Genomic DNA, 26,980 nt, shown 5'->3' on the forward strand with positions numbered 1-26,980 from the left:
GGCCCGTCCACTCACTCCCAAGATGGAGGGACACCTGTGCGACCGATTCCACCAGAACAACTCAACGCCGCTGCCCGTGCCCTGGAGGCCGGCGAACTTGTCGTCGTGCCTACCGAACGCTGGTACATGATCTGCGCCGACGCCACCAACCCAGCCGCCTGCAACAGCATCTTCGACGGCAAGCAGAGGCCGCGCACCAAGTCCCTCGTGCTCGTCCTCCCCTCCCTGGCGGAGTGCGAGAAGCAGTTCGTCGTCCACCCCGAGGCCAGGCAGCTGGCCGAGGCCTTCTGGCCTGGCGACCTCGCCATGCTCCTTCCGTGGCGGAGCACGGAGGCCGACGCGCAACACCCCGCCGTCGGGTCGCCGGCGCTCACCACCAACTCGTCTGGCCCGCTCGGGGCCCTCGCGGTGGCGGCCGGCACGCCGGTGGCGGCGACGACCGTGAACATCTCGGGCGACGCGGGAGTCGACGCGCCCGGACCGGCGATCACGTTCGGGGAGGTCCAGGGCTTCCTGGACTTCAGCAGCGTCAAGGCGAGCGTAATCCTCGACGGGGGAGTCTCACCGGCCGCCCACCATCTCACCATCGTCGACTGCTCGACACCGGTCGCCCGCCTCGTCCGGGCCGGCCTCGTCCACGAGCGGGCGGTCTCGGCTGTGCTCGGACGCCAGATGTCATGACCGAGAGCGCGAGGGACGGCTACGGTTCGGTGCCAGTGTCCGGGCGGGCCCGCTCCGACTGGGCCTTCCTTTGCCGCTCCGCAGCGAGGCGCTCACTTGGGGTGTACGTGCAGTAGGGACAGCCGCCAACATCCTCGAAGGTCTGCCGCATGGCCAAGTGGCCGAGGTGGCATCGGACGACCTCGGCCTTCCGCCCTTCCTCACTCCAGAAGAGGGGAACGTCGTCTGGACTGCTGGGCATGTGATCACATCCCTTCGCACTGGCTGGAGCCACCGCCTCCAGCCGCAGTTTGAACCTACTCCTCCAGGTTCACCGCCCTCTCCTGGTCTGAGCGCCGACGGTGGAGCAACGCGCCACAGCCTGGTGGGCTCGGGCAGCAAGTCCGAGGGGCGGGTCGCCGACAAGGCCCTCCTGAAGCAGCACGAGGGCGCGCGCAAGATCTGGGAGCGCCATGGTCGGCCGGACGGCGCGGGGCTGACGCCCCACCAGGTGCCTGACGACGCGACGATGCACGACCTCCGGCATTTCTACGCCTCAGTGCTGATCAAGCACCGTGAGAGCGTCAAGACGGTGCAGAAGGGGCTCGGCCGCGCCAAGCCGTCGATCACGCTCAACACCTACACGCACCTGTGGCCGGACGAGGAGGACACAACGAGGGCGGCGATCGAGGCCGCCTTCAGCGCCGTGCCCTCGATGTGCTCGCAGGCTGCGAAGAGCTTGGGCCAAGTCGGCTGAGGCGAGGCCCTCTGAAGGTCGAGTATTTGATCGAGTGTCTCTGATATCGACTCTGCGATGACGGGCGGCCCGGATGGGACGCAACTGCTTGCTCCGGAACGGCCCTCAGCGAGACCGGAGTTCGGCAGACTGAAGGGGTGGAGAATCACATCGAGGGCGGGGAGTTCCACGGGTCTGTTGTCCAGACCCAGACGGTGGGTGAGTTGCACATCCACACGGGTTCCCCGCTGCCTGGCGACTGGCTGGAGGACTACCTTCGGGCTGCCGCTCAGGCCGCTTCCGAGCACCCCTATCCGATGGTGCTGCCTGGCGCCGCTCCACCATTGGCCCGGATCCATCGGCGGCGGATGGTGTACCCCCACCTGTCAGATGTCCACCTAACTGGGAGTGGGTACGCGCCAGTTCCGGCCGGTGAGGTGTTTGTCGGTGTCGCAGGTCCGTCTGTCGTAGTGGCTGAACCTGGCGGTGGCAAGTCGAGCCTGCTGAGAATGCACCTCGCCGAGGCGTGCGAGCGCTGGCTGCGTGGGGAACGCCATGAGCCTCTGCCAGTGCTGGTCCACGCCTCCGCCCTGGTTGTGGGGCCGCTGGCGGACTGCCTCGCCAGGACGGTCAACGCTGACCTCCCGGGACTGGTCGAAGTGGTGCCGGCGGAACTCTTCCGGAAGCCGCCAGCAGCCGGGGCATACTGGCTGGTCCTGGTCGACGGCCTCGACGAACTCCCCGAGCTGGGTGACCAGGAGCGGGTACTGCGGCAGGTCATCGCCTGGCAGCAGTCTCACTCAGACCGGTTCCGCTTCGTGCTCGCTTCCCGCCCGTTGCCTGACCGGCTTCTCCACCGCCTCGACGAGTCCGTTGCCGTCTACGAGTTGCAGGCCTTCGGGCCGAGGGAGATCGAACAGATCGCCGCTAGTTGGTTCCGGGCCTTCGGGCTTGTCAAGCCCAGGGCTGTGGCAGAAAGTTTCCTGGTCACTGTCCAGGATGCCGGCTTGGCCGCGCTGGCAGGCGCCCCGCTGATGATCGCGATGTTGTGCCAGCTGCATGTTGCCTCGCCCGCAGAAGGCCTCCCGGCCAACCGAGGCGCGCTTTACGAGCGCTTTGTTGAGCTGCTCCGCGAACGCCGCCGACCCGCTGGCCCGACGGCTCAGGCTCTCGTCGGGTGCGGGCCGATTGCTGTGGCTGCCGCCGACCGCGTACTCGGAGAACTCCCGGAACATCTCGGGGCCATCGCCTACGACGTGCTTTTCGCTGAGCATAGCGCTGCTGGTGTGCTGGATCTGCTAGCGAAGCGGGTCACCCCTCCGGCCCGTGTCCCGGAGGGGGAGTGGCGCGGCTTCTTGGCTTCGGCCCTGCTCGCCACCGGGCTGCTGACCGCGGCAGCAGGAGGCTACGTTACCGTGCACCGCAGCGTGCTTGAGTTTTTGGCTGCCCGTCACGCTACCCGGACTCCTGCCACCCGGGACGCGGAACTGCGTCGAGCGTTCCGATCTGTGCGGCATCGGCGACTGCAGGCTCCCAAGGGCCTTCGCCCACGGCTGGCGCGCTGGCAGTCGTGCTCTTGTCCTGATCTGCCGGACTCGTACGTGGGTTTCCTTATCGATGCCGCCCCAGAGCAGGCGGCCCGGTACCTTGATCGACTGGCAGCTGGGGGCGCCGGACCGTACGGCTGCTGGTTCGTTGTCGATCAGTCACGGCTTGGCACTGGCTTGCCAGTCGGCCTGGTGGCCGCCGCACTTCGGGAACTGCGCTTCGAGAGAGGCCGTTGGTCGCGCCCTTCGATGGAGCGGGTGGTGGCGGCGGTTGCCGCGGTGATCAGAGCCCCGGCGCCTAGCTCATACGGTGCGATGCGTGCTCGGTAATGCGGCCCTTTCGTGCACCGTCACGCGTTGCCAGCGGCGGCCTCGGTGGCTCTGCTGGCTGGGAGCGGCTGACGGGCACAGGCCATGATTCGGCCCGCGAGCCCCTGGTAGCTCGTCGCATTGCCGCAGAACCGTCGTACGGCGGCCAGCCCCAGGCTGGCCTGCCCGGTCGCTTCGATAGTCGCCCGGGAAGCGACGTAGAACTCCCACTGGCCGGTGTCGAGCGGGTCATACTCCGGATGGGTGAGCGCGGTGTGGAGAGCGAAGACGTAGATGTCGGCGTTGTAGGACTGTTCCGCCGACTCTCCGTCCTCGGGGGTCCAGGTCCGTCCGCGCAGTCGAGAGAAGCGGATCTCCGACAGCCGGCGCTGCCCCCAGGATTGGAGGTAGGCGCTCGTCTTCACTTCGATCCTGAGCCCGTCCGGTGTCAGCACGTCGAAGCTCTCCCACTCCGTGTTCCGCTGAACCGCGCCCACTGCCCGGTGGACCAGGAACTCCGCGAGCAGGCCCCTGGTCGTGTTGGTCCGCAGGTCGGGCATCGCGTAGCGCCAGAAGTCCAGCACTGTCCCGGCATCCGTGCCGCGGAAGGTCTCGCTGCCCTGCAACGGCGTCAGCTCGGTCGGGGTATGCCATTCGTCGGGGGCAGTGGGGTTGGAGGGCATTTCACCAGCCTGCCATTGCCGGAGCCGGGAGAGTACTCCGAGGGCACAGCGCTCAACGTCCTCAGCGCTGTGCCCCCGATATGCCCTCCTGGATAGGAGAGCTAGCGTTTCCGCGGGTCAGAGGGGCCGGCTAGCGGTAGTTCACGTACTGGATCGCGAAGTCCAGGTCCTTGCCCTTGAGCAGTGCCTGGACGGTCTGCAGGTCGTCGCGGCTCTTCGAGCTGACCCGCAGCTCGTCACCCTGGACCTGCGCCTTGACGCCCTTCGGGCCCTCGTCGCGGATGATCTTCGCGACCTTCTTGGCATCCTCCGTGGAGATGCCCTCCTTGATGTCCGCGAAGATCTTGTACTCCTTGCCGGACAGCTGCGGCTCGCCGGCGTCCAGGGCCTTGAGCGACAGTCCGCGCTTGATGAACTTGCCCTGCAAGACGTCCAGGATGGCCTTCACGCGCTCCTCGCCGTTGGCCTTCATCTCGATCTTCTCGCCGGAGCGGCTGATCTCGCCGCCGACGCCCTTGAAGTCGAAACGGGTGGCGATCTCACGGGAGGTCTGGTTGATCGCGTTGTCGACCTCCTGCCACTCGACCTTCGAGACGATGTCGAAACTGGAGTCGGCCATGGGTGTTGGTCTCCTTGATGCTCTGGCTTCACTGACACGGCCCGCCCCACCGGGCGTCCGCCTCCCCAGCCTATCCAGCGCCACCCCGCCCCCGCCCCCGACAGCCACGCGGTACCCCTTGATCATCACGTGACCAATCGAGTGGCGAAGCACCCCCCGGCATCGGGTATCGTTTACGAAGTCGAACGGGGCGCAAGCCCCCGGAGACGAACATCCTGGCTGGTTGCCCGAGCGGCCAAAGGGAGCAGACTGTAAATCTGTCGCGCAAGCTACGCAGGTTCGAACCCTGCACCAGCCACCGGATAGAGAACAGCCCCTGATCTGTGGAGACACGGATCAGGGGCTGTTGTCGTTTTTCCCGGCCTTTCGCCGCTCCGCTGCGGTGCCTTCCCCCGCGCCACCAGTGGGTGGACTTATTGCGCATTGCTTGCAATTACGGGCAGCAGGCAGCAGAGTGGGGGCCGGGGTGGGTGGGGCCGTTCAGCGTGATTGTGAGTGGTGTCCCGGGTGTGCGGTGGCGTGCGCCGGGGGGTTCTTCGCAAGAGCTGGTCGTCTTCCCAACCGGCGCCCGCCGGGACAGCGGCCCACCCACCCCCGCCACGGCTCTCCCGCGGTGCGTCAAGGGCACGTCAATGGCGCCTGGGGCGGCGTCAGGAACGCGTAGGGGCCGGGGGCGCGGCCGGGGTTCGGCCCGCAGGATCGGAGGACCAGCCGATCGCGGAGGTTCCGTCCGATGTCCAGCGCCATCACCACCCCGGCCGTCACGGCCGAACCCGAGCCGCCGAATACCGGCGCGGGCGACGAGCGGTACCGGCTGAGTGCGCTGGGCGGTCTGGCGGCGCTGTCCTTGGACGCGATGGCCTCGGTCGCGTACGGGCCGGAGTCGATCGTGCTGGTGCTGGCCGCGGCCGGCGCGTACGGGCTGGGCTTCACGCTGCCGGTGACGGTGGCGATCGCGGTGCTGCTGGCGGTACTGGTGGCGTCCTACCGGCAGGTGATCGCGGCGTTCCCGGACGGCGGTGGCTCGTACGCGGTGGCGAAGGAGCACCTGGGCCGGCGGACGGCGCTGACCGCGGCAGCCTCGCTGGTGATCGACTACATCCTGAACGTGGCGGTCTCGGTGACCGCCGGGGTGGCGGCGCTGACCTCGGCGGTGCCGAGCCTGTACGGCGACCGGGTCTGGCTGTGCCTGGGGGTGCTGGCCCTGGTGACGGCGGTGAACATGCGCGGCATCGCCGAGTCGGCGCGCTGGTTCATGGCGCCGACGGCCGTCTTCGTGCTGTCGATCCTGGCGATCATCGTGGTCGGCCTGTTCCGGGACGCCCCGGCGAGCACCGAGGCCGCCGCCGGCCACGCCTCGGCGCTGGCGGAGAACGCCACGACCGTCGGCGCACTGCTGCTGCTCAAGGCGTTCGCGGCCGGGTGTTCGGCACTGACCGGGGTGGAGGCGGTGGCCAACGCCGTCCCGTCGTTCCGGACCCCGCGGGTGAAGCGGGCGCAGCACACCGAGGTGGCGCTCGGCGCCCTGCTCGGCGTGATGCTGATCGGTCTGGCCGTGCTGATCGGCCGCTTCCACCTCCAGCCGGTGGAGGGCGTCACGGTGCTCGCCCAGCTCGCCGACGCCTCGCTCGGCCACGGCGCGGGCTTCTACGTCGTTCAGTTCGCCACCGTGGTGCTGCTCGGGCTGGCCGCGAACACCTCCTTCGGCGGGCTGCCGGTGCTGCTGCACCTGCTCGCCCGGGACAACCACCTGCCGCACGTGTTCGCGCTGCGGGCCGACCGCCAGGTGCACCGGCACGGCGTGCTGTTCCTCGCCCTGGTGTCGGCGGCGCTGCTGGTCGGCTCGGGCGGGGACGTGAACAGCCTGGTGCCGCTGTTCTCGATCGGCGTGTTCGTCGGCTTCACGATCTGCCAGGTCGGCATGGTCCGGCACTGGTACGTGCACCGGCCGGACGGCTGGCACGGGAAGGCCGCGCTGAACGGGTTCGGCGCGCTGCTCACCGGCGTTGCGACGGTGGTGGTCACCGGCACCAAGTTCACCGAGGGCGCCTGGGGCATCGTGGTGGCGCTGCCGCTGCTGGTGGTGCTGTTCGAGGCGGTGCACCGCAGCTACGCGGGGATCGGCGAGCGGCTGGAGCTGGGCCGGGTGCCCGGTGCGGTGACCCGCCAGCGCAGCCTGGTCGTCGTGCCGGTGACCGCGATCACCCGGCTCACCAAGGACGGCCTGTCCGCGGCGCTGTCGCTCGGCGACGAGGTGCTGGCGGTGACGGTGGTGCACGAGCAGTCCGAGGCGGAGGCGCTGCGCCGGGACTGGGAGCTGTGGCAGCCGGGCGTGCCGCTGGTGGAGATCCCGGAGGACCACCGCCGGCTGGGCCAGCCGATCGCCGCCTTCGTGAACCGGCTCGGCGAGGAGCGCGCCTACGACCGGCTGACCGTGCTGATCCCCGAGGTGGAGCCGTCCCGCTGGTGGCAGCGGGCGCTGCAGAACCGGCGCGGCGCCGTGATCGACCGCGCCCTGCGCCGGCACACCGACGCGGTGGTCTGCCGGCTGCGGATGCGGATGTGACCGCGGGCGGCGCCCCTGCGCCTCATAGCCCGGGTGCCGCCCGAGCGCCCCAGAGCCCGAGCGCCCCAGAGCCCGGCGCCTCAGAGCCCGGGTACCGCCCGAGCGCCCGAGCGCCCGAGCGCCCCGGCGGCCAGGGGCGAAGGCCGGCGCGGCCGGCCGGGATCCGATAACAACCTCATATCTTGACGCGGTCTTAACGGGGTGCCCTTAACGCCCTCGATACGCCCGGCACGTACCCGCCCGCAGTGGCTCTGACCTGCGGGAAGCCTTCAACGGCGGGACGTGCCGGGCCGGCGTCGCAACGGATTCCGTCGTGCCCGACCGAACTTACGCTCGCCAACGTGTTCAACGCTCCCCAGGCGCTCAAGCGCCTCGTGATCGGCCGGGCCATGCGCAGCGAGGAGCTCGGCGAGACGCTGCTGCCCAAGCGGCTGGCGCTGCCGATCTTCGCCTCCGACCCGCTCTCCTCGGTCGCCTACGCGACCCAGGAGATCCTGCTGGTGCTCACCGTCGGTGGCGCCGCCTTCCTGTACCTGACCCCGTGGGTGGCGGCCGGAGTCGTCGCGCTGATGGCGGTCGTGGTGATGTCCTACCGCCAGGTGGTGCACGCCTACCCGAGCGGCGGCGGCTCGTACGAGGTGGTGTCCCGCAACCTCGGGGCCAACTCCGGCCTGGTGGTGGCCGCCTCGCTGCTGGTGGACTACGTGATGACGGTCGCGGTGTCGGTGGCCTCCGGCGTGGACAACATCATCTCGGCGCTGCCCTCGCTGGCCGACCACCGGGTCGAGCTGGCCGTCGGCTTCGTGCTGCTGCTGATGGCGATGAACCTGCGCGGCGTCCGGGAGTCCGGCAAGGCCTTCGCCGCGCCGACGTACCTGTTCATCGGCGGCATCCTGCTGATGGTGGTCACCGGGCTGGTCCGGGTCGCGCTCGGCGACGCGCCGGTGGCGTCCAGCGCCTCGTACAGGATCCTCCCGGAGGACGGCAAGGACACCGTGGCCGGGCTCGGCCTGCTGATGCTGGGCCTGCGGGCGTTCGCCTCCGGCTGTACGGCGCTGACCGGGGTGGAGGCGATCTCCAACGGCGTCCCGGCCTTCCGGGCACCGAAGGCGCGCAACGCCGCGCGCACCATGGCCGTGATGGGCACCACGGCCGTGGTGATGTTCGTCGGCATCACCGCCCTCGCGCTGATCGCCAAGGTGCACATCACCGAGGGCGACGCCTGCCGGCTGACCGGCTTCCCCGACGACTGCGCGAGCACGCCCCAGCAGACCGTGATCGCCCAGCTCGCCGCGGCGATCTTCGGCGGCGACCACAGCGTGCTGTTCTACGCGATCCAGGCGGTCACCGCGCTGGTGCTGATCCTGGCCGCCAACACCGCCTTCAACGGCTTCCCGCTGCTGGCCTCGATCCTGGCCGAGCACCGCTACCTGCCCCGGCAGATGCACACCCGCGGCGACCGGCTGGCCTTCTCCAACGGCATCATCGCGCTCGCCGTGGTGGCCGGCGGGCTGCTCTGGCTGTACGACGCGAACGTCACCAGCCTGATCCACCTGTACATCCTGGGCGTCTTCACCTCCTTCACGCTGTCCCAGATCGGCATGGTCCGGCACTGGAACCGGGCGCTGGCCACCGAGGCCGACCCGGTCGTGCGCCGCTCGGCGCAGCGCTCCCGGGTGATCAACGCCTTCGGTGCGGTGGTCACCGCGCTGGTGCTGGTGATCGTGCTGCTCACCAAGTTCACCCAGGGCGCCTGGCTGGCCGTGGTCGCCGCGCTGGTGCTGTGGCTGATGATGCGCGGCATCCGCCGGCACTACGACGGCGTCGCCGCCGAGCTGGCGGTGGACGACCCGGAGGCCGAGTCGGTGCGGCCGGCCCGGGTGCACGGGATCGTGCTGGTGTCCAAGCTGCACAAGCCGACGCTGCGGGCGCTCGGCTACGCGGAGGCGTTCCGGCCGGACTCGCTGGAGGCGCTGACCGTGGCGGTGGAGCCGGAGGCCACCGGCGAGCTGGAACGGCAGTGGACGGAGGCCGGCGTCCGGGTGCCGCTGAAGGTGCTGGACTCGCCGTACCGGGAGATCACCAAGCCGGTGCTGGCGTACGTGCGGGAGCACCGCCGCGACAGCCCCCGCGAGGCGGTCGCGGTGTTCATCCCGGAGTACGTGGTCGGCCACTGGTGGGAGCACCTGCTGCACAACCAGTCGGCGCTGTGGCTGAAGAGCCGGCTGCTGTTCACGGCGGGCGTGATGGTGATCAGCGTGCCGTGGCAGCTGACCTCCTCCGGGCGGGCGGGCGGCCCGTCGCGCCGGGCACCGGGCGCGGTGCGCCGTGGTGAGCCGGCCCCGAAGGGCGGGTACGAGAAGCTCCCGGCGCCGGAGAGCGTCTGACGGCGTCCCCACCCCACGCACGAACGGAGGCCCCGAACGGCGGACCGCCGTCCGGGGCCTCCGGCGTCCCCGGGCCCCTCCCCGTGCCGTCCCGACCCCCGCGATATCTCGGCCCGATCACGACGGTCTCGGCCCGGTGAAGCGTGCGTCAAGGTCGCGTCAACGTCCCGCTGTCACCCGTATGGAGGGCGTCAGGGAGCCATAACGCGCCTCTGACGGCTGCTTTGCTGCATCTGCCGGTCGTCCGCCGGTGCCGCACGAAGCCTCCGGCCCGTTCGCGGCAATCTCCCGAAGCACGCTGGTGGAGCCCATGTCCGATCTCATCTACGTCGGTGTCACGGTCGCCGTGTTCGCCGTCATCGCCCTGATCGCGCGGGGGGTGGAGAAGCTGTGAGCGCGGAGAACATCGCAGGTCTGATCGTGGCCGTCGCGCTCGTCGGCTATCTCGTCGTGGCGCTGATCTTCCCGGAGAAGTTCTGACATGGGATCCACTCTCGCGGGCTGGCTGCAGGCCCTGGCCCTGGTCGGGGCCCTGGCCCTGTGCTACCGCCCCCTTGGCGACTACATCGCCAAGCTCCTCACCACCACCAAGCACCTCAGAGTCGAGCGCGGCATCTACAAGGTGATCGGCGTCGACGGCGACGCCGATCAGCGCTGGCCGGTGTACCTCCGCTCGGTGCTGGCCTTCTCGGCCGTCTCGGTCCTCTTCCTCTACGGCCTGATCCGCCTCCAGGGCTACCTGCTGCTGAACCTGGGCGTTCCGCAGATGGAGGGCCACCAGGCCTGGAACACCGCGATCTCGTTCGTCGCCAACACCAACTGGCAGTCCTACGCCGGTGAGTCCGCGATGGGTCACCTGGCGCAGATGGCGGGCCTGGCGGTGCAGAACTTCGTCTCCGCGGCCGTCGGCATCGCCGTCGTCGCCGCGCTGATCCGGGGCTTCACCCGCAACCGGACGGACCGGGTCGGCAACTTCTGGGTGGACCTCGTCCGGATCAACCTCCGGCTGCTGCTGCCGATCTCGATCGTCTTCGCCCTGGTCCTGGCCGCCTCCGGCGTGATCCAGAACTTCCACGGCTTCCACGAGGTGGCCACGCTCAGCGGCGAGGTGCAGAAGATCCCGGGCGGCCCGGTGGCCTCCCAGGAGGTCATCAAGCTGCTCGGCACCAACGGCGGCGGCTTCTTCAACGCCAACTCCGCGCACCCGTTCGAGAACCCGACCGGCTTCTCCAACCTGGTCGAGATCTTCCTGCTGCTGGTGATCCCGTTCGCGCTGCCGCGGACCTTCGGCCGGATGGTCGGCGACCACCGCCAGGGCTACGCGATCGTCGCCGTGATGGGCCTCTTCTGGATCGCCTCGACCGCCCTGATCACCTTCGCGGAGTCGCAGCACCAGGGCACCGCCCTGCAGGCCGCGGGCGCCGCGATGGAGGGCAAGGAGCAGCGCTTCGGCATCGCCGCCTCCGGCCTGTTCGCGGCGTCGACGACGCTGACCTCGACCGGCGCGGTGAACTCCTTCCACGACTCGTACACGCCGTTCGGCGGCGGGCTGACGGTCTTCAACATGATGCTGGGTGAGATCGCGCCCGGCGGTACCGGCTCCGGTCTGTACGGCATGCTCGTGCTGGCGATCGTCGCGGTGTTCGTCGCCGGTCTGATGGTCGGCCGCACCCCCGAGTACCTGGGCAAGAAGCTCGGCGGCCGGGAGATGAAGTTCGCCTCGCTGTACATCCTCACCACGCCGACGATCGTCCTGGTCGGCACGGGCGTGGCGATGGCCCTGCCGGGGGAGCGGGCCGGGATGCTCAACTCCGGCGCCCACGGCTTCTCCGAGGTGCTGTACGCCTTCACCTCGGCCGCGAACAACAACGGCTCGGCCTTCGGCGGCATCACCGTCAACACCGACTGGTACGACACCGCGCTCGGCCTGGCGATGATCTTCGGTCGCCTCCTGCCGATCGTCTTCGTCCTGGCGCTGTCCGGTTCGCTCGCCCAGCAGCAGCCGGTCCCGGCCACCCCGGGCACCCTGCCCACCCACAAGCCGCTGTTCGTGGGCCTGCTGTCGGGCGTCATCCTGATCGTCGTCGGCCTCACCTACTTCCCGGCCCTGGCTCTCGGGCCGATCGCGGAAGGTCTCTCCTCCTGATGTCCACCCCTACGCTCAACCCCGCACCGGCCGACAAGGCCGAGCCCGCCGCGCCGCACAGAGTGGCCAGCGGTCTCCTCGACCCGAAGCTGATCGTCGCGTCCCTGCCGGACGCGGTGAAGAAGCTCGACCCCCGGGTGATGGTCAAGAACCCGGTGATGTTCGTGGTCGAGGTCGGCTCGGTGGTCACCACCGTCTCCGCGATCGCCAGCCCGTCCGTGTTCGCCTGGGCCATCACCGTCTGGCTCTGGCTCACCACGATCTTCGCCAACCTGGCCGAGGCCGTCGCCGAGGGCCGCGGCAAGGCCCAGGCCGACACCCTGCGCAAGACCAAGACCGAGAGCGTCGCCCGCCGGCTCACCGACTGGCCCGCCACGCAGGCCGAGGAGGAGGTCCCGGGCACCGCGCTGCGGCTCGGCGACCACGTGGTGGTCGAGGCCGGGCAGATCATCCCCGGCGACGGCGACGTCGTCGAGGGCGTCGCGAGCGTCGACGAGTCGGCGATCACCGGCGAGTCCGCGCCGGTCATCCGCGAGTCCGGCGGCGACCGTTCCGCGGTCACCGGCGGCACCAAGGTGCTGTCCGACCGGATCGTGGTGAAGATCGCCTCGGAGCCCGGCAAGTCCTTCATCGACCGGATGATCGCCCTGGTCGAGGGCGCCGCCCGGCAGAAGACGCCGAACGAGATCGCGCTGAACATCCTGCTCGCCTCGCTGACCATCGTCTTCCTGGTCGCCGTGGTGACCCTGCAGCCGATGGCCACCTACGCGGGCGCCCCGCAGTCGATGATCGTCCTGGTCGCCCTGATCGTGGCGCTCATCCCGACCACCATCGGCGCGCTGCTCTCCGCGATCGGCATCGCCGGCATGGACCGGCTGGTGCAGCGCAACGTGCTGGCGATGTCCGGCCGCGCCGTCGAGGCGGCCGGCGACGTCAACACCCTGCTGCTGGACAAGACCGGCACCATCACCCTGGGCAACCGCCAGGCCGCCGAGTTCCTGCCCGCCCCGGACGTGTCCACCGAGGAGCTGGCCAGCGCCGCACAGCTGTCGTCCCTCGCGGACGAGACCCCGGAGGGCCGCTCGATCGTGGTCCTCGCCAAGACCGAGTACGGCCTGCGGGCCCGCGCCCAGGGCGAGTTGACGCACGCCACGTGGGTCCCGTTCACCGCCCAGACCCGGATGTCCGGCGTCGACCTGGACGAGGCCGAGGCGGTTCACCAGGTCCGCAAGGGCGCGGCCGGCGCGGTCACCAACTGGGTGACCGAGAACGGCGGTTCGGTCGGCAACGAGGTCTCCGCCCTGGTCGACGGGATCTCCGCGGCCGGCGGCACCCCGCTGGTGGTGGCCACCAAGGTCGGCGCCGAGCCGGCCCGCGTCCTCGGGGTGATCCACCTCAAGGACGTGGTCAAGGAGGGCATGCGGGAGCGCTTCGACGAGCTCCGCCGGATGGGCATCAAGACCATCATGATCACGGGTGACAACCCGCTGACCGCCAAGGCGATCGCGGAGGAGGCGGGCGTGGACGACTTCCTCGCCGAGGCCACCCCCGAGGACAAGATGGCCCTGATCAAGAAGGAGCAGGAGGGCGGCAAGCTGGTCGCGATGACCGGCGACGGCACCAACGACGCCCCCGCGCTCGCCCAGGCCGACGTCGGCGTGGCCATGAACACCGGGACCATGGCGGCCAAGGAGGCCGGCAACATGGTCGACCTGGACTCCAACCCGACCAAGCTGATCGAGATCGTCGAGATCGGCAAGCAGCTGCTGATCACCCGTGGCGCGCTGACCACCTTCTCGATCGCCAACGACGTGGCCAAGTACTTCGCGATCATCCCCGCGATGTTCGCCGGGGTCTACCCGGGCCTGAGCCACCTCAACATCATGGGCCTGCACAGCCCGCAGTCCGCGATCACCTCGGCGATCATCTTCAACGCCCTGGTCATCGTCGGCCTGATCCCGCTCGCCCTGCGCGGCGTGCGCTACCGCCCGTCCGACGCCAGCTCCCTGCTGCGCCGCAACATCGGGGTCTACGGCTTCGGCGGTCTGGTGGTGCCGTTCGTCGGCATCAAGCTGATCGACCTGATCGTCCAGTTCATCCCCGGCCTGAGCTGAGAGAGGAGAATCCGATGCCCAAGCCCCTGCCGACGACCGTCCGCACCCACTTCACCGCACTGCGGGTGCTGCTGGTGCTCACGGTGATCCTCGGGATCGCCTACCCGCTGCTGGTCACCGGGATCAGCCAGGTCGCCTTCAGCGAGAAGGCCAACGGCTCGATCGTGAAGTCCGACGGCAAGGAGGTCGGTTCCAGCCTGCTCGGCCAGAACTACAACCTCCCGAAGAAGAACCCCGACGACGCGAAGGAGGAGGCCCAGCCGGACCCGAAGTGGTTCCAGCCCCGGCCCTCCGCCAACAACTACGCCGGCGACAACTCGGGCGCCTCCAACCTCGGCCCGAACAGCGACGACCTGCTCAAGGCCGTCAACGACCGCCGCGCCGCGGTCGCCGAGTTCGACGGCGTCGACCCGGCGAGCGTCCCGGCCGACGCACTGACCGCCTCCGGCTCCAGCCTCGACCCGCACATCTCGGTCGCCTACGCCAAGGAGCAGGTGAACCGGGTCGCCAAGGCCCGGAACCTGTCGGCCGACACGCTGAACCAGCTGGTCGGCACGTACACCGAAGGCCGCTCGCTCGGCTTCCTCGGCCAGGAGGGCGTCAACGTCGTCCTGCTCAACCGGGCACTCGCGGAACAGAAGTGACAGGCCAACGGCTGGATCCGTGAAACGGGCCGACCCGGGCCGGGGCACCACCCCCGCGCCCGGGTCGGCCGCCGTACGTCCCGACCCCGGCACGAGGACGCCTGTCGGCCGCCCTCGCAGGAACGAAAGAGCAGTGCCCATGGCCCGCGACCTCACCCCCGGCACCGGCATCCGCGGCGGCCGGCTGAGGGTGTACCTCGGTTCCGCCCCGGGGGTCGGCAAGACCTACCGGATGCTGGACGAGGCCCGGCGCAGACAGGAGCGCGGGGCCGACGTCGTGGTCGGGTACATCGAGTGCCACGGCCGCCGCCACACCGAGGGCATGCTGGACGGCCTGGAGGTCCTGCCGCGCGTCCAGCGCTCCTACCGGGACGCCGAGTTCGACGAGATGGACCTCGACGCCGTGCTCGCCCGCCGACCGGCCGTCGTGCTGGTCGACGAACTGGCGCACACCAACATCCCCGGCGGCCGCCACATCAAGCGCTGGCAGGACGTCGACGAACTGCTGGCCGCCGGGATCGACGTCATCACCACTGTCAACATCCAGCACCTGGAATCGCTGAACGACGTCGTCCAGAAGATCACCGGCATCCCGCAGCGCGAGACCGTCCCGGACGAGGTGGTGCGCCGGGCCGACCAGATCGAACTCGTCGACATGGCCCCGCAGGCGCTGCGCCGCCGGATGGCCCACGGCAACGTCTACAGGGCGGAGAAGGTGGACGCCGCGCTCTCCAACTACTTCCGGGTCGGCAACCTCACCGCCCTGCGCGAACTCGCCCTGCTCTGGGTGGCCGGGCGGGTCGACGAGGGCCTGCGCGACTACCGGGCCAGCCACAACATCGACCGGGTCTGGGAGACCCGCGAACGCGTCGTGGTCGCCCTCACCGGCGGCCCCGAGGGCGAGACCCTGATCCGCCGCGCCGCCCGGATCGCCGACCGCACCGCCGGCGGCGACCTGCTGGCCGTCCACGTCACCCGCAGCGACGGCCTGGCCGGCGCCTCCTCCGGTGCGCTCGCCCAGCAGCGGCAGCTGGTGGAGACCCTCGGGGGCAGCTACCACGTCGTGGTCGGCGACGACATCCCCACCTCGCTGCTCGCCTTCGCCCGCGCCCACGACGCCACCCAGCTGGTGCTCGGCACCAGCCGTCGCGGCCGGATCAACCGCTTCCTCACCGGCCCCGGCATCGGCGAGACCACCGTGGACGCCTCCGAGGACATCGACGTCCACATGGTCACCCACGAGTTCACCGGCCGCGGCCGGCTGCCCTCGCTCGGCCGCCGCCACTCCCGGCGCCGCACCATCGCCGGCTACGTCGCCGGCCTCGTGGTGCCCTGGCTGCTGACCGCGATCCTCTCCCAGGCGCACGAGAGCATCAACCTCACCACCGACGCACTGATCTTCCAGCTCGGCGTGGTCATCGTCGCCCTGCTCGGCGGCGCCACCTCCGCCCTGCTGGCCTCGGTCGCCGCCTCGCTGCTGCTCAACTACTACTTCATCCCGCCGATCCACACCCTGACCATCGGCGAGACCAACAACATCGTCGCCCTGGTCGTCTTCGCCGCCGTCGCGCTCGCCGTCTCCACCGTGGTCGACCACGCCAGCCGGCTCACCACCCGCGCCGCCCGCGCCACCGCCGAGGCCGAGACCCTCTCCACCCTGGCCGGCAGCGTGCTGCGCGGCGCCGACGCCCTGTCCGCCCTGATGGAGAAGTCCCGGACGGCCTTCGGCATGCAGGCCGTCGCCCTGCTCTCCCGGGTCGACGGCGAGGTGCTCGCCCACTCCGAGACCGAGCACCAGGAGGACGCCGACGGGCAGAGCGAGACCACCGAGGTCCCGGTCGGCGCGGACGCCGTCCTGGTCCTCACCGGCCGCCGGCTGCCGGCCGCCGACCAGCGCGTGCTCACCGCCTTCGCCGCGCACGTGGCCGTCGCGCTGGAACGCGACCGGCTCGCCATGGTCGCCGCCGAGGTCGAGCCGATCAAGGCCGCCGACCGGATGCGCACCGCCCTGCTCGCCGCCGTCAGCCACGACCTGCGCACCCCGCTCGCCGCCGCGCTCGCCTCGGTCGGCTCGCTGCGCAGCCCCGACGTCGAGTTCTCGCCCGAGGACCAGGCCGAACTCCTCGCCACCGCCGACGAGTCGCTGGTCAAGCTCACCCGCCTGGTCGACAACCTGCTCGACATGAGCCGCCTCCAGGCCGGCGCGCTCACCCTGCACCTCACCGAGACCCACCTCGACGAGATCCTGCCCCGGGCCCTCGACAGCCTCCCCGACCCGTACGCGCCGGTCCAGCCGCTCGACCTGGACACCGCGCCGCCGGTGCTCGCCGACCCGCCGCTGCTGGAGCGGGTGCTCGCCAACGTGATCACCAACGCGCTGCGCCACAACGCCCCCGGCGCACCCGTCCTGGTGACCGCCAGCCACCACGCCGACCAGGTCGAGATCCGGGTGATCGACCGCGGCCCCGGCATCGCCCCCGAGGAGCGCGACCGGGTCTTCCTGCCCTTCCAGCGCCTCGGCGACACCGACAACACCAGCGGAGTCGGCCTCGGCCTCGCGCTCTCCCGCGGCCTGGCCGAGGCCATGGGCGGCAGCCTTGAGGTCGAGGACACCCCCGGGGGCGGTACCACCATGTTGCTCACCCTGCCCGCAGCCACTCGGGAGGACCCCGTGCATGAGTGAAATCCTGATTGTCGACGACGAACCCGCCCTGCTGCGCACGCTGCGGATCAACCTCAGCGCCCGGCAGTACGCCGTCCGGACGGCCGCCAGCGGCGGCGAGGCGCTGGACCGCGCCGCGCACTCCGTCCCGGACGCCGTGCTGCTCGACCTCGGCCTGCCGGACCTCGACGGCATGGACGTGCTGCGCGGCCTGCGCACCCGCAGTGCGATGCCGATCATCGTGCTCTCCGGCCGCTCCGGCGCCGCCGACAAGGTGGACGCCCTCGACGCGGGTGCCGACGACTACCTCACCAAGCCGTTCCTGATGGACGAGCTGCTGGCCCGGCTGCGCGCCGTACTGCGCCGACCGTCAGGCGGTGCCCCGCTGGGCCGCCCGGTGATCGGCGACCACACCGTCGACCTGACGGCCACCACGGTGACCGGCCCGCGGGGCGCGGTGCGGCTCACTCCGACCGAGTGGCGGATCCTCGCCCTGCTGGTGGCCAACCCCGGCCGGCTGGTGCCCGGGCGGCAGATCCTGCGCGAGGTGTGGGGGCCGGCCCAGGAGGCGCGCGGCAACTACCTGCGGGTCTACCTGGCCGGGCTGCGCCGCAAGCTGGAGCGCGATCCGGCCCGCCCGCGGCACCTGATCACCGAGCCGGGGATCGGGTACCGGTACGAGCCCTGAGCCCGCGTCGGCCGCAGCCGCGTCAACACCCCGTCAAGAGCGGGCCGAGGGCCGACAGGGGAGCGTCAAGGCCGACCGGCGGCGGTGCTCCGTGGGCGTAGCGTCAGTGCTGACCGAGCGGGCCCGGCTCCAATGTGGGGGAGGCCCGGGGCCGCTCCAGCCGCCGTCCAACGGCGGCCAGCAGGTGGGGGAGGGGCGCGCGACATCAGTCGCGCGCCCCTTGAACTTCCCCCGCCGACTCCTCCCGGCAGCCGTCAGCCCCCGCCGGTGCTCCCGGACTGCCGGGGCAGCGCCAGCACCACGGTGTCCGCGAACTCCCGCACCGCGCTGGTCCGGCTGACCACCCGGCCGCTGTGCACCACGAGCCGGCTGTGCCCGCCCGCGAGCGCCCCGGCCAGGCTGTCCCCGCGCACCGCCAGCAGCTCCGCCGGGAACCCGGCGTCCACCCGGACCGGCGGCAGCCCGAGCGCCGCCCGGGCCTGGTTCGCCACCGCGTCGTACGCCGCGGCCACATCCAGCTCCCCACCCGCCGCCAGCAGGTACGCCGACTCCAGCGGGTCCGCCCGGCCGACCGGGTTGGACGGGTCCCGCAGCGCGCCGCTGCCGGCCGCCAACGGCACCCGGGCCTCCGTCAACTCCCGTAGCAGGCCCGGTCGCGTCCCCGCAGAGCGGCCCTCCAGGCCGGTGCAGCCGCCGTTCTGCGGCAGGCAGACCACCCGCACCCCGCCGGTCGCCAGCACCGTGGACGCGCCCCGGGCCAGCGCCCCGCACGGCCCGAGCGACACCCGCGGCCGCAGCGGGGCCAACGCGCCGACCAGTCGCGCGAGTTGGGCCGGATCGCCGGCCGTGGTGTGCAGGTCCACCGGGCAGTCCGCCTCCCGGGCGGCCTCCAGCAGCACCTGGACGTACCCGGCCGGATCGGGGTCCAGCTCCGGGCAGCCGCCGGCCGCGGTGGCGCCCAGCTTGAGCGCGTCGCGCAGCTGGGCCCGGCCGTCCGCGCCGGCCCGGCCGGTGAGCAGTCGGGGCATCGCCACCGCCTGGAGCTCGGCCAGGCCGCGCAGCGCCTGCCGGGCGGTGAGCACCGCCTCCAGCCGGCGCAGCCCGTGCACGTCGCCGATCCGGACGTGGGTGCGCTGAGCGGTGGCGCCGTAGCCGAGCGAGGTGAGCGCGGCCTCGGTGACCCGGCGGGTGAGGTCGGTGGGGGTGTCCGGCGGCGGGGTGGGCAGCGCGGCGGAGAAGGCGGCGTCGTAGTGGGCGTGCGCCTCGGCGGGGGCCGGCAGCAGCAGGTAGCCCTTGAGGTCGATCCGGGCGCCGGTGGTGACGGTGGGCGCGCCGGGCAGGGCGGGCAGCGGGCCGAGGCTGCCGACGGTGCCGACGGCCTGGATCCGGTCGCCGCTGATCCGGACGTCCACCACCCGCCCGTCGGCCAGCCGGGCGCCGGTGAGCAGGAGGATCGGTCCGTGCCCGAGCGGGTTGGCCGCCGGGCCGGGCCCCGAGTGCGGCCCGTCGGCGGCTGCGCTGTCCATCGCCGGCTCCCTTCCCGCGCTGGCCCGTCCGGTCGGCCGGACCGTCCCGATCCCAGGTCGTCCTGATCTCCCGGGCCGTCCCGATCAACGAGGGTCGAGCCTATGGCGCGCGGGGGCGGGGCGCCGGGAGGCGGGCAATAGTCGTATCGGGTCGGGCCGCGCGGCCGGGGACCGGTCGAACGCGGGGCCTCGGATCGTTCGTCCGTGCACCTCGCCGACCTGCGGTCTTCACGTCGGGATACGGATTTCACCTCTGGGCGCGGAACGTGTAATCTCTTCCTCGTTCGCCCCTATAGCTCAGTCGGTAGAGCGTCTCCATGGTAAGGAGAAGGTCTGCGGTTCGATTCCGCATGGGGGCTCTGGTGAAAAGCAGTCAGTTGCCACTGTGCTGCGGATCACCGTGGCGGTGTAGCTCAGTTGGTAGAGCAAGCGGCTCATAATCGCTGTGTCACCGGTTCAAGTCCGGTCACCGCTACCCCGCGTAGTCGGTCGGGAGATCGCACTCCCGGTCGGCTACTCTTGTTGTGTTCTTATTCGTTGTCCAAGGAAGGCACTCCCGTGGCTGCCACCGATGTCCGCCCGAAGATCACGCTGGCCTGCGTGGAGTGCAAGGAGCGGAACTACATCACCAAGAAGAACCGGCGTAACGACCCGGACCGTCTTGAGATGAAGAAGCACTGCCCCCGCTGCAACTCGCACACCGCGCACCGCGAGACCCGCTGACCCTTTCGCAGGGCGTCGGGCCTGTGTGAATCAGGTCTTGAGCTCCGGGCCGCATCCCTCAGGGGGTGCGGCCCGGAGTTTTTCGCGTATGCACCCATGCGCACCCCGCCGACGGCAACGGCCGCCGGATCCACCGCGCTTCCGAGGAGCTGCCCCCATGGCACTCGACCCCTCCTTCATCGGGCGGACCTACCCGCCCACCGAGCCGTACGAGGTCGGCCGGGAGAAGATCCGCGAGTTCGCGATCGCGATCGGGGACGCCAATCCGGCGTTCACCGACCCGGAGGCGGCGAAGGCGCTGGGCCACCCCGATGTGATCGCCCCGCCGACCTTCCCGTTCGTGATCACCTACCGGGCGGCCGCCCAGGTGGTCGAGGATCCGGAGCTCGGCCTGGACTACAGCCGGGTGGTGCACGGGGACCAGAAGTTCTCGTACTCCCGCCCGGTGGTGGCGGGCGACCGGCTGACGGTCGCGGTGACCATCGACAACATCAAGTCGCTGGCGGGCAACGATGTGCTCACCGTGCGTGGTGAGGTGTCGGACGCGCTCGGCGAGCACGTGGTGACGTCGGTCATGACGCTGGTGGCCCGGGCCGCCGACGAGACGGGGGAGTGAGCACGATGGCGATCAGCTACGACGAGGTCGAGGTCGGCACCCAGCTGCCGGCGCAGTCCTTCCCGGTGACCCGCGACACCCTGGTGCGGTACGCGGGCGCCTCCGGCGACTTCAACCCGATCCACTGGAACGAGAAGTTCGCGCTGGAGGTCGGCCTGCCGGACGTCATCGCGCACGGCATGTTCACCATGGCCCAGGCGATCCGGGTGGTCACCGACTGGGTCGGCGACCCGGCGGCGGTGGTCGAGTACGGCGTCCGCTTCACCCGTCCGGTCCCGGTGCCGAACGACGGTGTCGGCGCGGTGGTCGAGGTCTCGGCCAAGGTCGCCAAGCTGCTGGACGACCGCAGGGTGCAGGTCGACCTGCTGGCCACCACGGGCGGACAGAAGGTGCTCGGGATGTCGAGGGCGGTCGTCCGGCTCGCCTGAGGCGCGTCCGGCCGCGGCGGGGCCCGTTCGGCGGGCTTCCCGCCGCGCCCGTCGGCCTTGCGAAGATAGTGATTGGCCACTAACTTGACTCCCATGGCGAGGGCGAGCATGCGGATGAGTGCGGAGGAGCGGCGCGAGAGCGTCATCCGTGCTGCCATGATCGAGTTCGCCAGGAGCGGCTACCGGGGGACCTCCACCGAGACGATCGCCCGCCGGGTGGGCGTCTCGCAGCCGTACCTGTTCCGGCTGTTCCCCAGCAAGCAGGCCATCTTCAAGGCCGCCGCCGACCGCTGCATCGAGGAGACCTGGCAGGTCTTCGACGAGGCCTCGGCCGGGCTGACCGGCGAGGCGGCCGGCGTGGCGATGTCCCGCGCCTACCTGGGGCTGGTCGGGGACCGCGAGCAGCTGATGATGCAGATGCAGCTCTACGTCTCGGTGTTCGCCGGCGAAACGGCGGACGAGGACGAGATCGGCGAGGCTGCCCGGGCGGGCTGGCTCGAACTGTTCGACCGGATCAGGATCCGGCTGGGCGGCGACACCGAGGACGCGACCGCGTTCATGGCGTACGGGATGCTGATCAACACGCTGGTGGCGCTGGGCTACCCCAGGGACCACCGGATCTGGGACGGCTTCGGGCCGCAGGACGAGCCGCAGGGCGAGGAATGCGACGGGGAGCACGACGGGGAGCGGGGCGAGCCGCAGGGCGAGTCCTAGGCCGGGGAGAGGCTGTGCGGCGGCGGCCGCGCGGCCCTTTTTCGGCCCACAGAAGTTATTGATCAATAACTATCCAGAGGGGAACTGGGGGACGTCATGTCGGAGAAACTGGAGAAAACGGAACGGCCGGCGGCGGCGGAGCGGCCCGAGGCGCCAGGCCTGGGGCGGACCGGTGTCTGGACGCTGGTGATCACCAGTGTCGCGGGCTTCATGGCCAGCCTGGACAACCTGGTCGTCACCACGGCGCTGCCGTCCATCCGCGAGGACCTCGGCGGCGGGCTGTCCGACCTGGAGTGGACGGTCAGCGCCTACACCCTGGCCTTCGCCGTCCTGCTGATGTTCGGCGCCGCGCTCGGCGACCGCTTCGGCCGCCGCCGGATCTTCCTGGTCGGGCTCACGCTCTTCACCGTCGGCTCCGCCGCGGCCGCCCTGTCACCGGACATCGGCTCGCTGATCGCCGCCCGCGCCGTCCAGGGCGCCGGCGCCGCGGTGTCGATGCCGCTCACCCTCACCCTGCTCACCGCCGCGGTGCCGGCGGCCAAGCGGGGACTGGCCTTCGGCATCTGGGCGGGCGTCAACGGCCTGGCCGTCGCCACCGGGCCGCTGGTCGGCGGGACGCTCACCGAGCACTTCTCCTGGCAGTGGATCTTCTGGGTGAACGTCCCGGTCGGCCTCGTCCTGGTACCGCTCTCCGCCCTCAAGCTCCGCGAGAGCCGGGGCGCCAGCCCGGCCCTGGACGTGGCCGGCACGGTCCTGGTCAGCCTGGGCCTGTTCGGCGTCGTCCTCGGCCTGATCCGCGGCAACCCGAACGGCTGGACCAGCCCGCTGGTGCTGGGCTCGCTGATCGCCGGCGTCGCGCTGCTGACCGCCTTCGTGCTGTACGAGCAGCGCTGGGCCAAGCACCCGATGCTGCCGATGCGGCTGTTCCGCAGCCGGGCGTTCTCCGCCGTCAACGCGTCCGGCCTGCTGATGTTCCTCGGCATGTTCGGCTCGATCTTCCTGATCAGCCAGCACCTGCAGACCGTGGGCGGCTACAGCCCGCAGGAGGCCGGCATCCGGATGCTCCCGTGGACCGGGATGCCGCTGATCGTCGCCCCGATCGCGGGCATCCTGGCCGACCGGTTCGGTGGCCGCCCGATCGTGGTCACCGGGCTCCTGCTGCAGGGCGCCGGCCTGGCGATGTACGCGGCGATCACCGGCGGCACCACGGGCTACGACTACGGCGCCGAGATCCCCGCCGTGGTGATCTGCGGCATCGGCATGTCGCTGTACTTCGCCCCGACCGCCGCCCTGGTGATGGACAGCGTCCGGCCGGAGGAGCAGGGCATCGCCTCCGGCGCCAACAACGCGCTGCGCGAGGTGGGCGGCGCGCTCGGGGTGGCCGTCCTCTCGGCGGTGTTCTCGGCGCAGGGCGGGTACACGTCCGAGCAGTCCTTCGTCGACGGGCTGGTGCCCGCGCTGTACGTCGGCGCGGGGGTGGTCGTGGTCGCGGCCGTCTGCGCGATGCTCCTCCCGCGCAAGGCGAGGCCCGCGGCGGCCGAGCCCGTGGACGCCACGGAGGCTGCGGCCAACAAGGCAGACAAGGCCGACAAGGCCGTAGCGGCCGCCGACGCCGAGCAGCCTGCGGCGGAGCCGGTCCCCGCCGAGGCGTCGAAGGTCTGACCGGCGGGTCGGGGGCGGCGCGCCGGTGCCCGGCGGGCCCGCCGCCCCGCCCCCGTACGCTGGTGGGCGTGCTGGTAGAAAACGACGCCCCCCTCGCCCCGCTGACCACGCTCCGGCTCGGCGGCCCGGCCCGCCGCCTGGTGACCGCCCACACCGACGACGAGGTGATCGCCGCCGTCCGCGAGGCCGACACGGCCGGTGAGCCGCTGCTGGTCCTCGGCGGCGGCTCCAACCTGGTGATCGGCGACGCCGGCTTCCCCGGCACCGTGCTGCGGATCGCCACCACCGGCTTCGCCCTGGACGGCACCGTGCTGGAGCTGGCGGCCGGCGAGGTCTGGTCGGAGGCGGTCACCCGCACGGTGCGCGAGCACGGCCTGGCGGGCGTCGAGTTCCTGGCCGGCATCCCCGGCTCGGCCGGCGCCACGCCGGTGCAGAACGTCGGCGCCTACGGCCAGGAGGTCGCCCAGTCGATCACCGAGGTGGTCGCCTACGACCGCACGGCCGGCGCGGTGGTCACGCTCACCAACGCCGAGTGCGCGTTCTCCTACCGGCACAGCTGCTTCAAGGCCGAACCGGACCGCTACGTGGTGCTGCGGGCGCGGTTCGCCCTGGCGGACCACGACGGCCTCTCCACCCCGGTCAAGTACGCCGAGGTGGCCCGGCACTTCGGCGTCGAGCAGGGCGAGCGGGTGCCGCTGGAGCGGGCGTACGACGCGGTGCTGGGGCTGCGCTCCGGCAAGGGCATGGTGCTGGACCCGGCGGACCACGACACCTGGTCGGCCGGCTCCTTCTTCACCAACCCGGTGCTCACCGCCGCGCAGTACGAGTCCTTCCGGACCCGCCCGGGCACCGAGAACGCCCCCGCCTACCCGGCGTCGGAGGGCTGCACCAAGACTTCGGCCGCCTGGCTGATCGACCGGGCCGGCTTCGGCAAGGGCTACGGCGACGGCCCGGCGACGCTCTCCACCAAGCACACCCTGGCGCTCACCAACCGCGGCTCGGCCACCGCCGAGGACCTGCTGGCGCTGGCCCGGGAGATCCGGGACGGCGTCCGCGAGGCCTTCGGGGTCGAGCTGGTGAACGAGCCGGTGATGATCGGGGTCAAGCTCTAGGGTCGGCCCCCGCTGGGGTCGGCCCCGTCCTGGGTGGCCACACCGTTCGCCAGCCAGGCGTCGACGTCCGCCAGCAACTCCTTGCGGACGGCCTCCGGTGCGCGCGAGCCGCGCACGGACTGCCGTGCCAGCTCGGCGAGTTCGGCATCGCTGAAGCCCAGGACGTCGCGGGCCAGGTCGTACTGGGCGGCCAGTCGGCTGCCGAACAGCAGCGGGTCGTCCGCGCCCAGCGCCAGCGGCACACCGGCGTCGAACAGCCGCCGCAGCGGCACGTCCTCGGGGCGCTCGTAGACGCCGAGCGAGACGTTCGAGGACGGGCAGACCTCGCAGGTGATCTGGCGGTCGGCCAGCCGTGCCATCAGCCGGGGGTCCTCGGCGGCGCGGACGCCGTGGCCGATCCGGCCGGCGCCCAGGTCGTCCAGGCAGTCCCGGACGGATTCGGGCCCGGCCAGCTCGCCGCCGTGCGGGGCGGCCAGCAGCCCGCCCTTGCGGGCGATCTCGAAGGCCCGGTCGAAGTCCCGGGCGAGGCCGCGGCGCTCGTCGTTGGAGAGGCCGAAGCCGACCACGCCGTGGTCGGCGTACCGGACGGCGAGCCGGGCCAGCGTCCGGGCGTCCATCGGGGACTTCATCCGGTTCGCCGCGACCAGCACCCGGATGCCCACCCCGGTGGCCTCGGCGGCGTGCTCCACCGCGTCCAGGATCAGCTCCAGCGCGGGGATCAGCCCGCCCAGCCGGGGCGCGTACGAGGTCGGGTCGACCTGGATCTCCAGCCAGCGGGAGCCGTCCCGCCGCTCGTCCTGCGCGGTCTCCAGGACCAGCCGGCGGATGTCCTCCTCGTCCCGCAGCACCGAGCGTGCGGTGTCGTACAGGCGCTGGAAGCGGAACCAGCCGCGTTCGTCGGTGGCCCGCAGTTTCGGCGGCTCGCCGGAGCTGAGCGCCTCCGGCAGTCGGACGCCGTGCTTGTCGGCCAGCTCCAGCAGGGTGGCGGGGCGCATCGAGCCGGTGAAGTGCAGGTGCAGGTGGGCCTTCGGAAGGTCCCTGACGTCTCGCGGATTCAACAGGCGTTCCATCCGCCGATACTGCCGCATCGGGCCCCCAAACGGGAACCGCCCTCCTTCCGTCCCCCGAAGGGGTGGAAGAGGGCGGTTCCCGGGTGAAACCGGCACGTCGGATTGACGTCAGTCGCGGGCCTCGCCGAGCAGCTTCTGCAGCCGGCCGATGCCCTCGACCAGGTCGGCGTCGCCGAGCGCGTAGGAGAACCGCAGGTAGCCGGGGGTGCCGAAGGCCTCGCCCGGGACGGCCGCGACCTCGGCCTCGTCCAGGATCAGCGAGGCCAGCTCGCCGGAGCTCTGCGGGCGCTTGCCGCGGATCTCCTTGCCCAGCAGGCCCTTGACGGACGGGTAGACGTAGAACGCGCCCTCCGGCTCGGGGCAGTACACGCCCTCGATCTCGTTGAGCATCCGCACGATGGTCCGGCGGCGGCGGTCGAAGGCGGTGCGCATCTCGTGCACCGCGGACAGGTCGCCGCTGACGGCGGCGATCGCGGCGCGCTGGGCGACGTTGGAGACGTTCGAGGTGGCGTGCGACTGCAGGTTGGTCGCGGCCTTGACCACGTCCTTGGGGCCGATCACCCAGCCCACCCGCCAGCCGGTCATCGCGTAGGTCTTGGCGACACCGTTGACCACGACGCACTTGTCGGCCAGCTCGGGCAGCAGGGCCGGCAGCGAGGTGAAGGCGGCCTCGCCGTACACCAGGTGCTCGTAGATCTCGTCGGTGAGCACCCAGAGGCCGTGCTCCAGCGCCCAGCGGCCGATCGCCTCGGCCTCGGCCTCGGTGTACACCGCGCCGGTCGGGTTGGACGGCGAGACGAAGAGCACCACCTTGGTGTTCTCGGTGCGGGCGGCCTCCAGCTGCTCGACCGAGACCTTGTAGCCGGTGGTCTCGTCGGTCACGACCGCCACCGGGACACCGCCGGCGAGCTGGACCGACTCCGGGTAGGTGGTCCAGTACGGGGCCGGGATGATGACCTCGTCGCCCGGGTCCAGGATCGCGGCGAACGCCTCGTAGATCGCCTGCTTGCCGCCGTTGGTGACGAGCACCTGGGAGGCGTCCACCTCGTAGCCGGAGTCGCGCAGCGTCTTGGCGGCGATCGCGGCCTTCAGCTCGGGCAGGCCACCCGCCGGGGTGTAGCGGTGGTTCTTCGGGTCGCGGCAGGCCTCGACGGCCGCCTCGACGATGTAGTCCGGGGTGGGGAAGTCCGGCTCGCCTGCGCCGAAGCCGATCACCGGACGGCCGGCCGCCTTGAGGGCCTTGGCCTTGGCGTCCACAGCGAGGGTCGCGGACTCGGCGATCGCGCCGACCCGGGCGGAGACCCGGCGGTCGGCGGGGCGGATGGAACGGTCGGGCTGCGGGGTGGAAGCGCTCATGCCTGCATCGTC

The 26,980-nt window shown here is 71.3% G+C and carries 23 protein-coding genes and 3 tRNA genes; 21 read left to right on the forward strand and 5 right to left on the reverse strand.

Going from position 1 to position 26,980, the window contains the following annotated elements:
- Window positions 1-36: 36 nt before the first annotated feature.
- The 3 genes from ACIOJE_RS01925 to ACIOJE_RS01935 all read left to right on the forward strand — a co-directional run bounded on the left by ACIOJE_RS01925 (window position 37) and on the right by ACIOJE_RS01935 (window position 3,273).
- Window positions 37-681 (forward strand): L-threonylcarbamoyladenylate synthase, encoded by a 645-nt coding sequence (locus tag ACIOJE_RS01925; protein WP_400772684.1) that lies wholly within the window; start codon window positions 37-39, stop codon window positions 679-681.
- Window positions 682-1,045: 364 nt separating this feature from the next.
- The gene (locus ACIOJE_RS01930; protein WP_400772686.1) at window positions 1,046-1,417 is read left to right on the forward strand and encodes a tyrosine-type recombinase/integrase; all 372 of its coding nucleotides are present in this window, start codon (window positions 1,046-1,048) and stop codon (window positions 1,415-1,417) included.
- Window positions 1,418-1,905: 488 nt separating this feature from the next.
- The gene (locus ACIOJE_RS01935; protein WP_400772688.1) at window positions 1,906-3,273 is read left to right on the forward strand and encodes an NACHT domain-containing protein; all 1,368 of its coding nucleotides are present in this window, start codon (window positions 1,906-1,908) and stop codon (window positions 3,271-3,273) included.
- A gap of 20 nt (window positions 3,274-3,293) precedes the next feature.
- Here ACIOJE_RS01935 and ACIOJE_RS01940 read toward each other — a convergent pair whose 3' ends face one another.
- Window positions 3,294-3,935: a hypothetical protein gene (locus ACIOJE_RS01940; protein WP_400772689.1), complete on the reverse strand. Its 642-nt coding sequence runs from the start codon at window positions 3,933-3,935 to the stop codon at window positions 3,294-3,296.
- A 130-nt stretch (window positions 3,936-4,065) separates the two neighbouring features.
- Window positions 4,066-4,554 carry a YajQ family cyclic di-GMP-binding protein gene (locus ACIOJE_RS01945; protein WP_063348915.1) on the reverse strand — a complete coding sequence of 163 codons (489 nt, stop codon included), beginning with the start codon at window positions 4,552-4,554 and terminating at the stop codon, window positions 4,066-4,068.
- Window positions 4,555-4,771: 217 nt separating this feature from the next.
- Between ACIOJE_RS01945 and ACIOJE_RS01950 the strand changes: the two genes are divergently transcribed.
- The 10 genes from ACIOJE_RS01950 (at window position 4,772) to ACIOJE_RS01995 (ending at window position 17,761) form a co-directional block, all read left to right on the forward strand.
- Window positions 4,772-4,852 (forward strand) — tRNA-Tyr (locus ACIOJE_RS01950).
- Window positions 4,853-5,287: 435 nt separating this feature from the next.
- Complete coding sequence (locus ACIOJE_RS01955; RefSeq protein ID WP_400772690.1) at window positions 5,288-7,120, forward strand: APC family permease; 1,833 nt, start codon at window positions 5,288-5,290, stop codon at window positions 7,118-7,120.
- Window positions 7,121-7,509: 389 nt separating this feature from the next.
- Entirely contained in the window at window positions 7,510-9,507 is a 1,998-nt protein-coding gene (locus tag ACIOJE_RS01960) for an APC family permease (RefSeq protein ID WP_400772819.1), read from the forward strand.
- 250 nt (window positions 9,508-9,757) lie between these two features.
- Window positions 9,758-9,901 (forward strand): hypothetical protein, encoded by a 144-nt coding sequence (locus ACIOJE_RS01965; protein WP_400772692.1) that lies wholly within the window; start codon window positions 9,758-9,760, stop codon window positions 9,899-9,901.
- A complete protein-coding gene (gene kdpF / locus ACIOJE_RS01970; RefSeq protein WP_037971201.1) occupies window positions 9,898-9,987 on the forward strand; it encodes a K(+)-transporting ATPase subunit F in 90 nt (29 codons plus the stop codon). The genes ACIOJE_RS01965 and kdpF overlap by 4 nt, the downstream gene beginning before the upstream one ends.
- A gap of 1 nt (window position 9,988) precedes the next feature.
- A complete protein-coding gene (kdpA, locus tag ACIOJE_RS01975) occupies window positions 9,989-11,653 on the forward strand; it encodes a potassium-transporting ATPase subunit KdpA (protein WP_400672167.1) in 1,665 nt (554 codons plus the stop codon).
- Window positions 11,653-13,767 (forward strand): potassium-transporting ATPase subunit KdpB, encoded by a 2,115-nt coding sequence (gene kdpB / locus ACIOJE_RS01980; protein WP_400772694.1) that lies wholly within the window; start codon window positions 11,653-11,655, stop codon window positions 13,765-13,767. Before kdpA ends, kdpB begins: the two co-directional genes overlap by 1 nt.
- Before the next feature lie 14 nt (window positions 13,768-13,781).
- Window positions 13,782-14,411, forward strand: coding sequence for a potassium-transporting ATPase subunit KdpC (gene kdpC / locus ACIOJE_RS01985; protein WP_280675244.1), 630 nt, complete (start codon window positions 13,782-13,784; stop codon window positions 14,409-14,411).
- Between the two features lie 139 nt (window positions 14,412-14,550).
- Entirely contained in the window at window positions 14,551-17,094 is a 2,544-nt protein-coding gene (locus tag ACIOJE_RS01990) for an ATP-binding protein (protein WP_400772696.1), read from the forward strand.
- Complete coding sequence (locus tag ACIOJE_RS01995; RefSeq protein ID WP_280675239.1) at window positions 17,087-17,761, forward strand: response regulator; 675 nt, start codon at window positions 17,087-17,089, stop codon at window positions 17,759-17,761. The genes ACIOJE_RS01990 and ACIOJE_RS01995 overlap by 8 nt, the downstream gene beginning before the upstream one ends.
- Window positions 17,762-18,015: 254 nt before the next feature.
- On the opposite strand, the gene ACIOJE_RS02000 is transcribed toward ACIOJE_RS01995, so the two are convergent.
- A complete protein-coding gene (locus ACIOJE_RS02000; RefSeq protein WP_400772698.1) occupies window positions 18,016-19,287 on the reverse strand; it encodes a hydrolase in 1,272 nt (423 codons plus the stop codon).
- Window positions 19,288-19,573: 286 nt separating this feature from the next.
- Between ACIOJE_RS02000 and ACIOJE_RS02005 the strand changes: the two genes are divergently transcribed.
- The 8 genes from ACIOJE_RS02005 to ACIOJE_RS02040 all read left to right on the forward strand — a co-directional run bounded on the left by ACIOJE_RS02005 (window position 19,574) and on the right by ACIOJE_RS02040 (window position 24,542).
- Window positions 19,574-19,646, forward strand: a tRNA-Thr gene (locus ACIOJE_RS02005).
- 43 nt (window positions 19,647-19,689) lie between these two features.
- A tRNA-Met gene (locus tag ACIOJE_RS02010) sits at window positions 19,690-19,762 on the forward strand.
- An 83-nt stretch (window positions 19,763-19,845) separates the two neighbouring features.
- Window positions 19,846-20,010: a 50S ribosomal protein L33 gene (gene rpmG / locus ACIOJE_RS02015; protein ID WP_006604855.1), complete on the forward strand. Its 165-nt coding sequence runs from the start codon at window positions 19,846-19,848 to the stop codon at window positions 20,008-20,010.
- Window positions 20,011-20,167: 157 nt separating this feature from the next.
- Window positions 20,168-20,626, forward strand: coding sequence for a MaoC family dehydratase N-terminal domain-containing protein (locus tag ACIOJE_RS02020; RefSeq protein WP_280675236.1), 459 nt, complete (start codon window positions 20,168-20,170; stop codon window positions 20,624-20,626).
- A 5-nt stretch (window positions 20,627-20,631) separates the two neighbouring features.
- On the forward strand, window positions 20,632-21,054 hold the full coding sequence (locus ACIOJE_RS02025; protein WP_280675234.1) for a MaoC family dehydratase: 423 nt from the start codon (window positions 20,632-20,634) through the stop codon (window positions 21,052-21,054).
- A 114-nt stretch (window positions 21,055-21,168) separates the two neighbouring features.
- On the forward strand, window positions 21,169-21,768 hold the full coding sequence (locus ACIOJE_RS02030; RefSeq protein WP_280675772.1) for a TetR/AcrR family transcriptional regulator: 600 nt from the start codon (window positions 21,169-21,171) through the stop codon (window positions 21,766-21,768).
- A 210-nt stretch (window positions 21,769-21,978) separates the two neighbouring features.
- Window positions 21,979-23,430 (forward strand): MFS transporter, encoded by a 1,452-nt coding sequence (locus tag ACIOJE_RS02035; protein WP_400772821.1) that lies wholly within the window; start codon window positions 21,979-21,981, stop codon window positions 23,428-23,430.
- 59 nt (window positions 23,431-23,489) lie between these two features.
- Window positions 23,490-24,542, forward strand: a complete 1,053-nt coding sequence (locus tag ACIOJE_RS02040; protein ID WP_400772823.1) for a UDP-N-acetylmuramate dehydrogenase — start codon at window positions 23,490-23,492, stop codon at window positions 24,540-24,542.
- On the opposite strand, the gene ACIOJE_RS02045 is transcribed toward ACIOJE_RS02040, so the two are convergent.
- Entirely contained in the window at window positions 24,539-25,612 is a 1,074-nt protein-coding gene (locus ACIOJE_RS02045; RefSeq protein WP_400772700.1) for an adenosine deaminase, read from the reverse strand. The two genes, ACIOJE_RS02040 and ACIOJE_RS02045, sit on opposite strands and share 4 nt — an antisense overlap.
- Before the next feature lie 108 nt (window positions 25,613-25,720).
- On the reverse strand, window positions 25,721-26,968 hold the full coding sequence (locus ACIOJE_RS02050; RefSeq protein ID WP_280675226.1) for a pyridoxal phosphate-dependent aminotransferase: 1,248 nt from the start codon (window positions 26,966-26,968) through the stop codon (window positions 25,721-25,723).
- Between the last annotated feature and the right edge of the window lie 12 nt (window positions 26,969-26,980).

Source organism: Kitasatospora sp. NPDC087861, assembly GCF_044742585.1.
In the GTDB taxonomy this organism is placed as follows: Bacteria; Actinomycetota; Actinomycetes; order Streptomycetales; family Streptomycetaceae; genus Kitasatospora.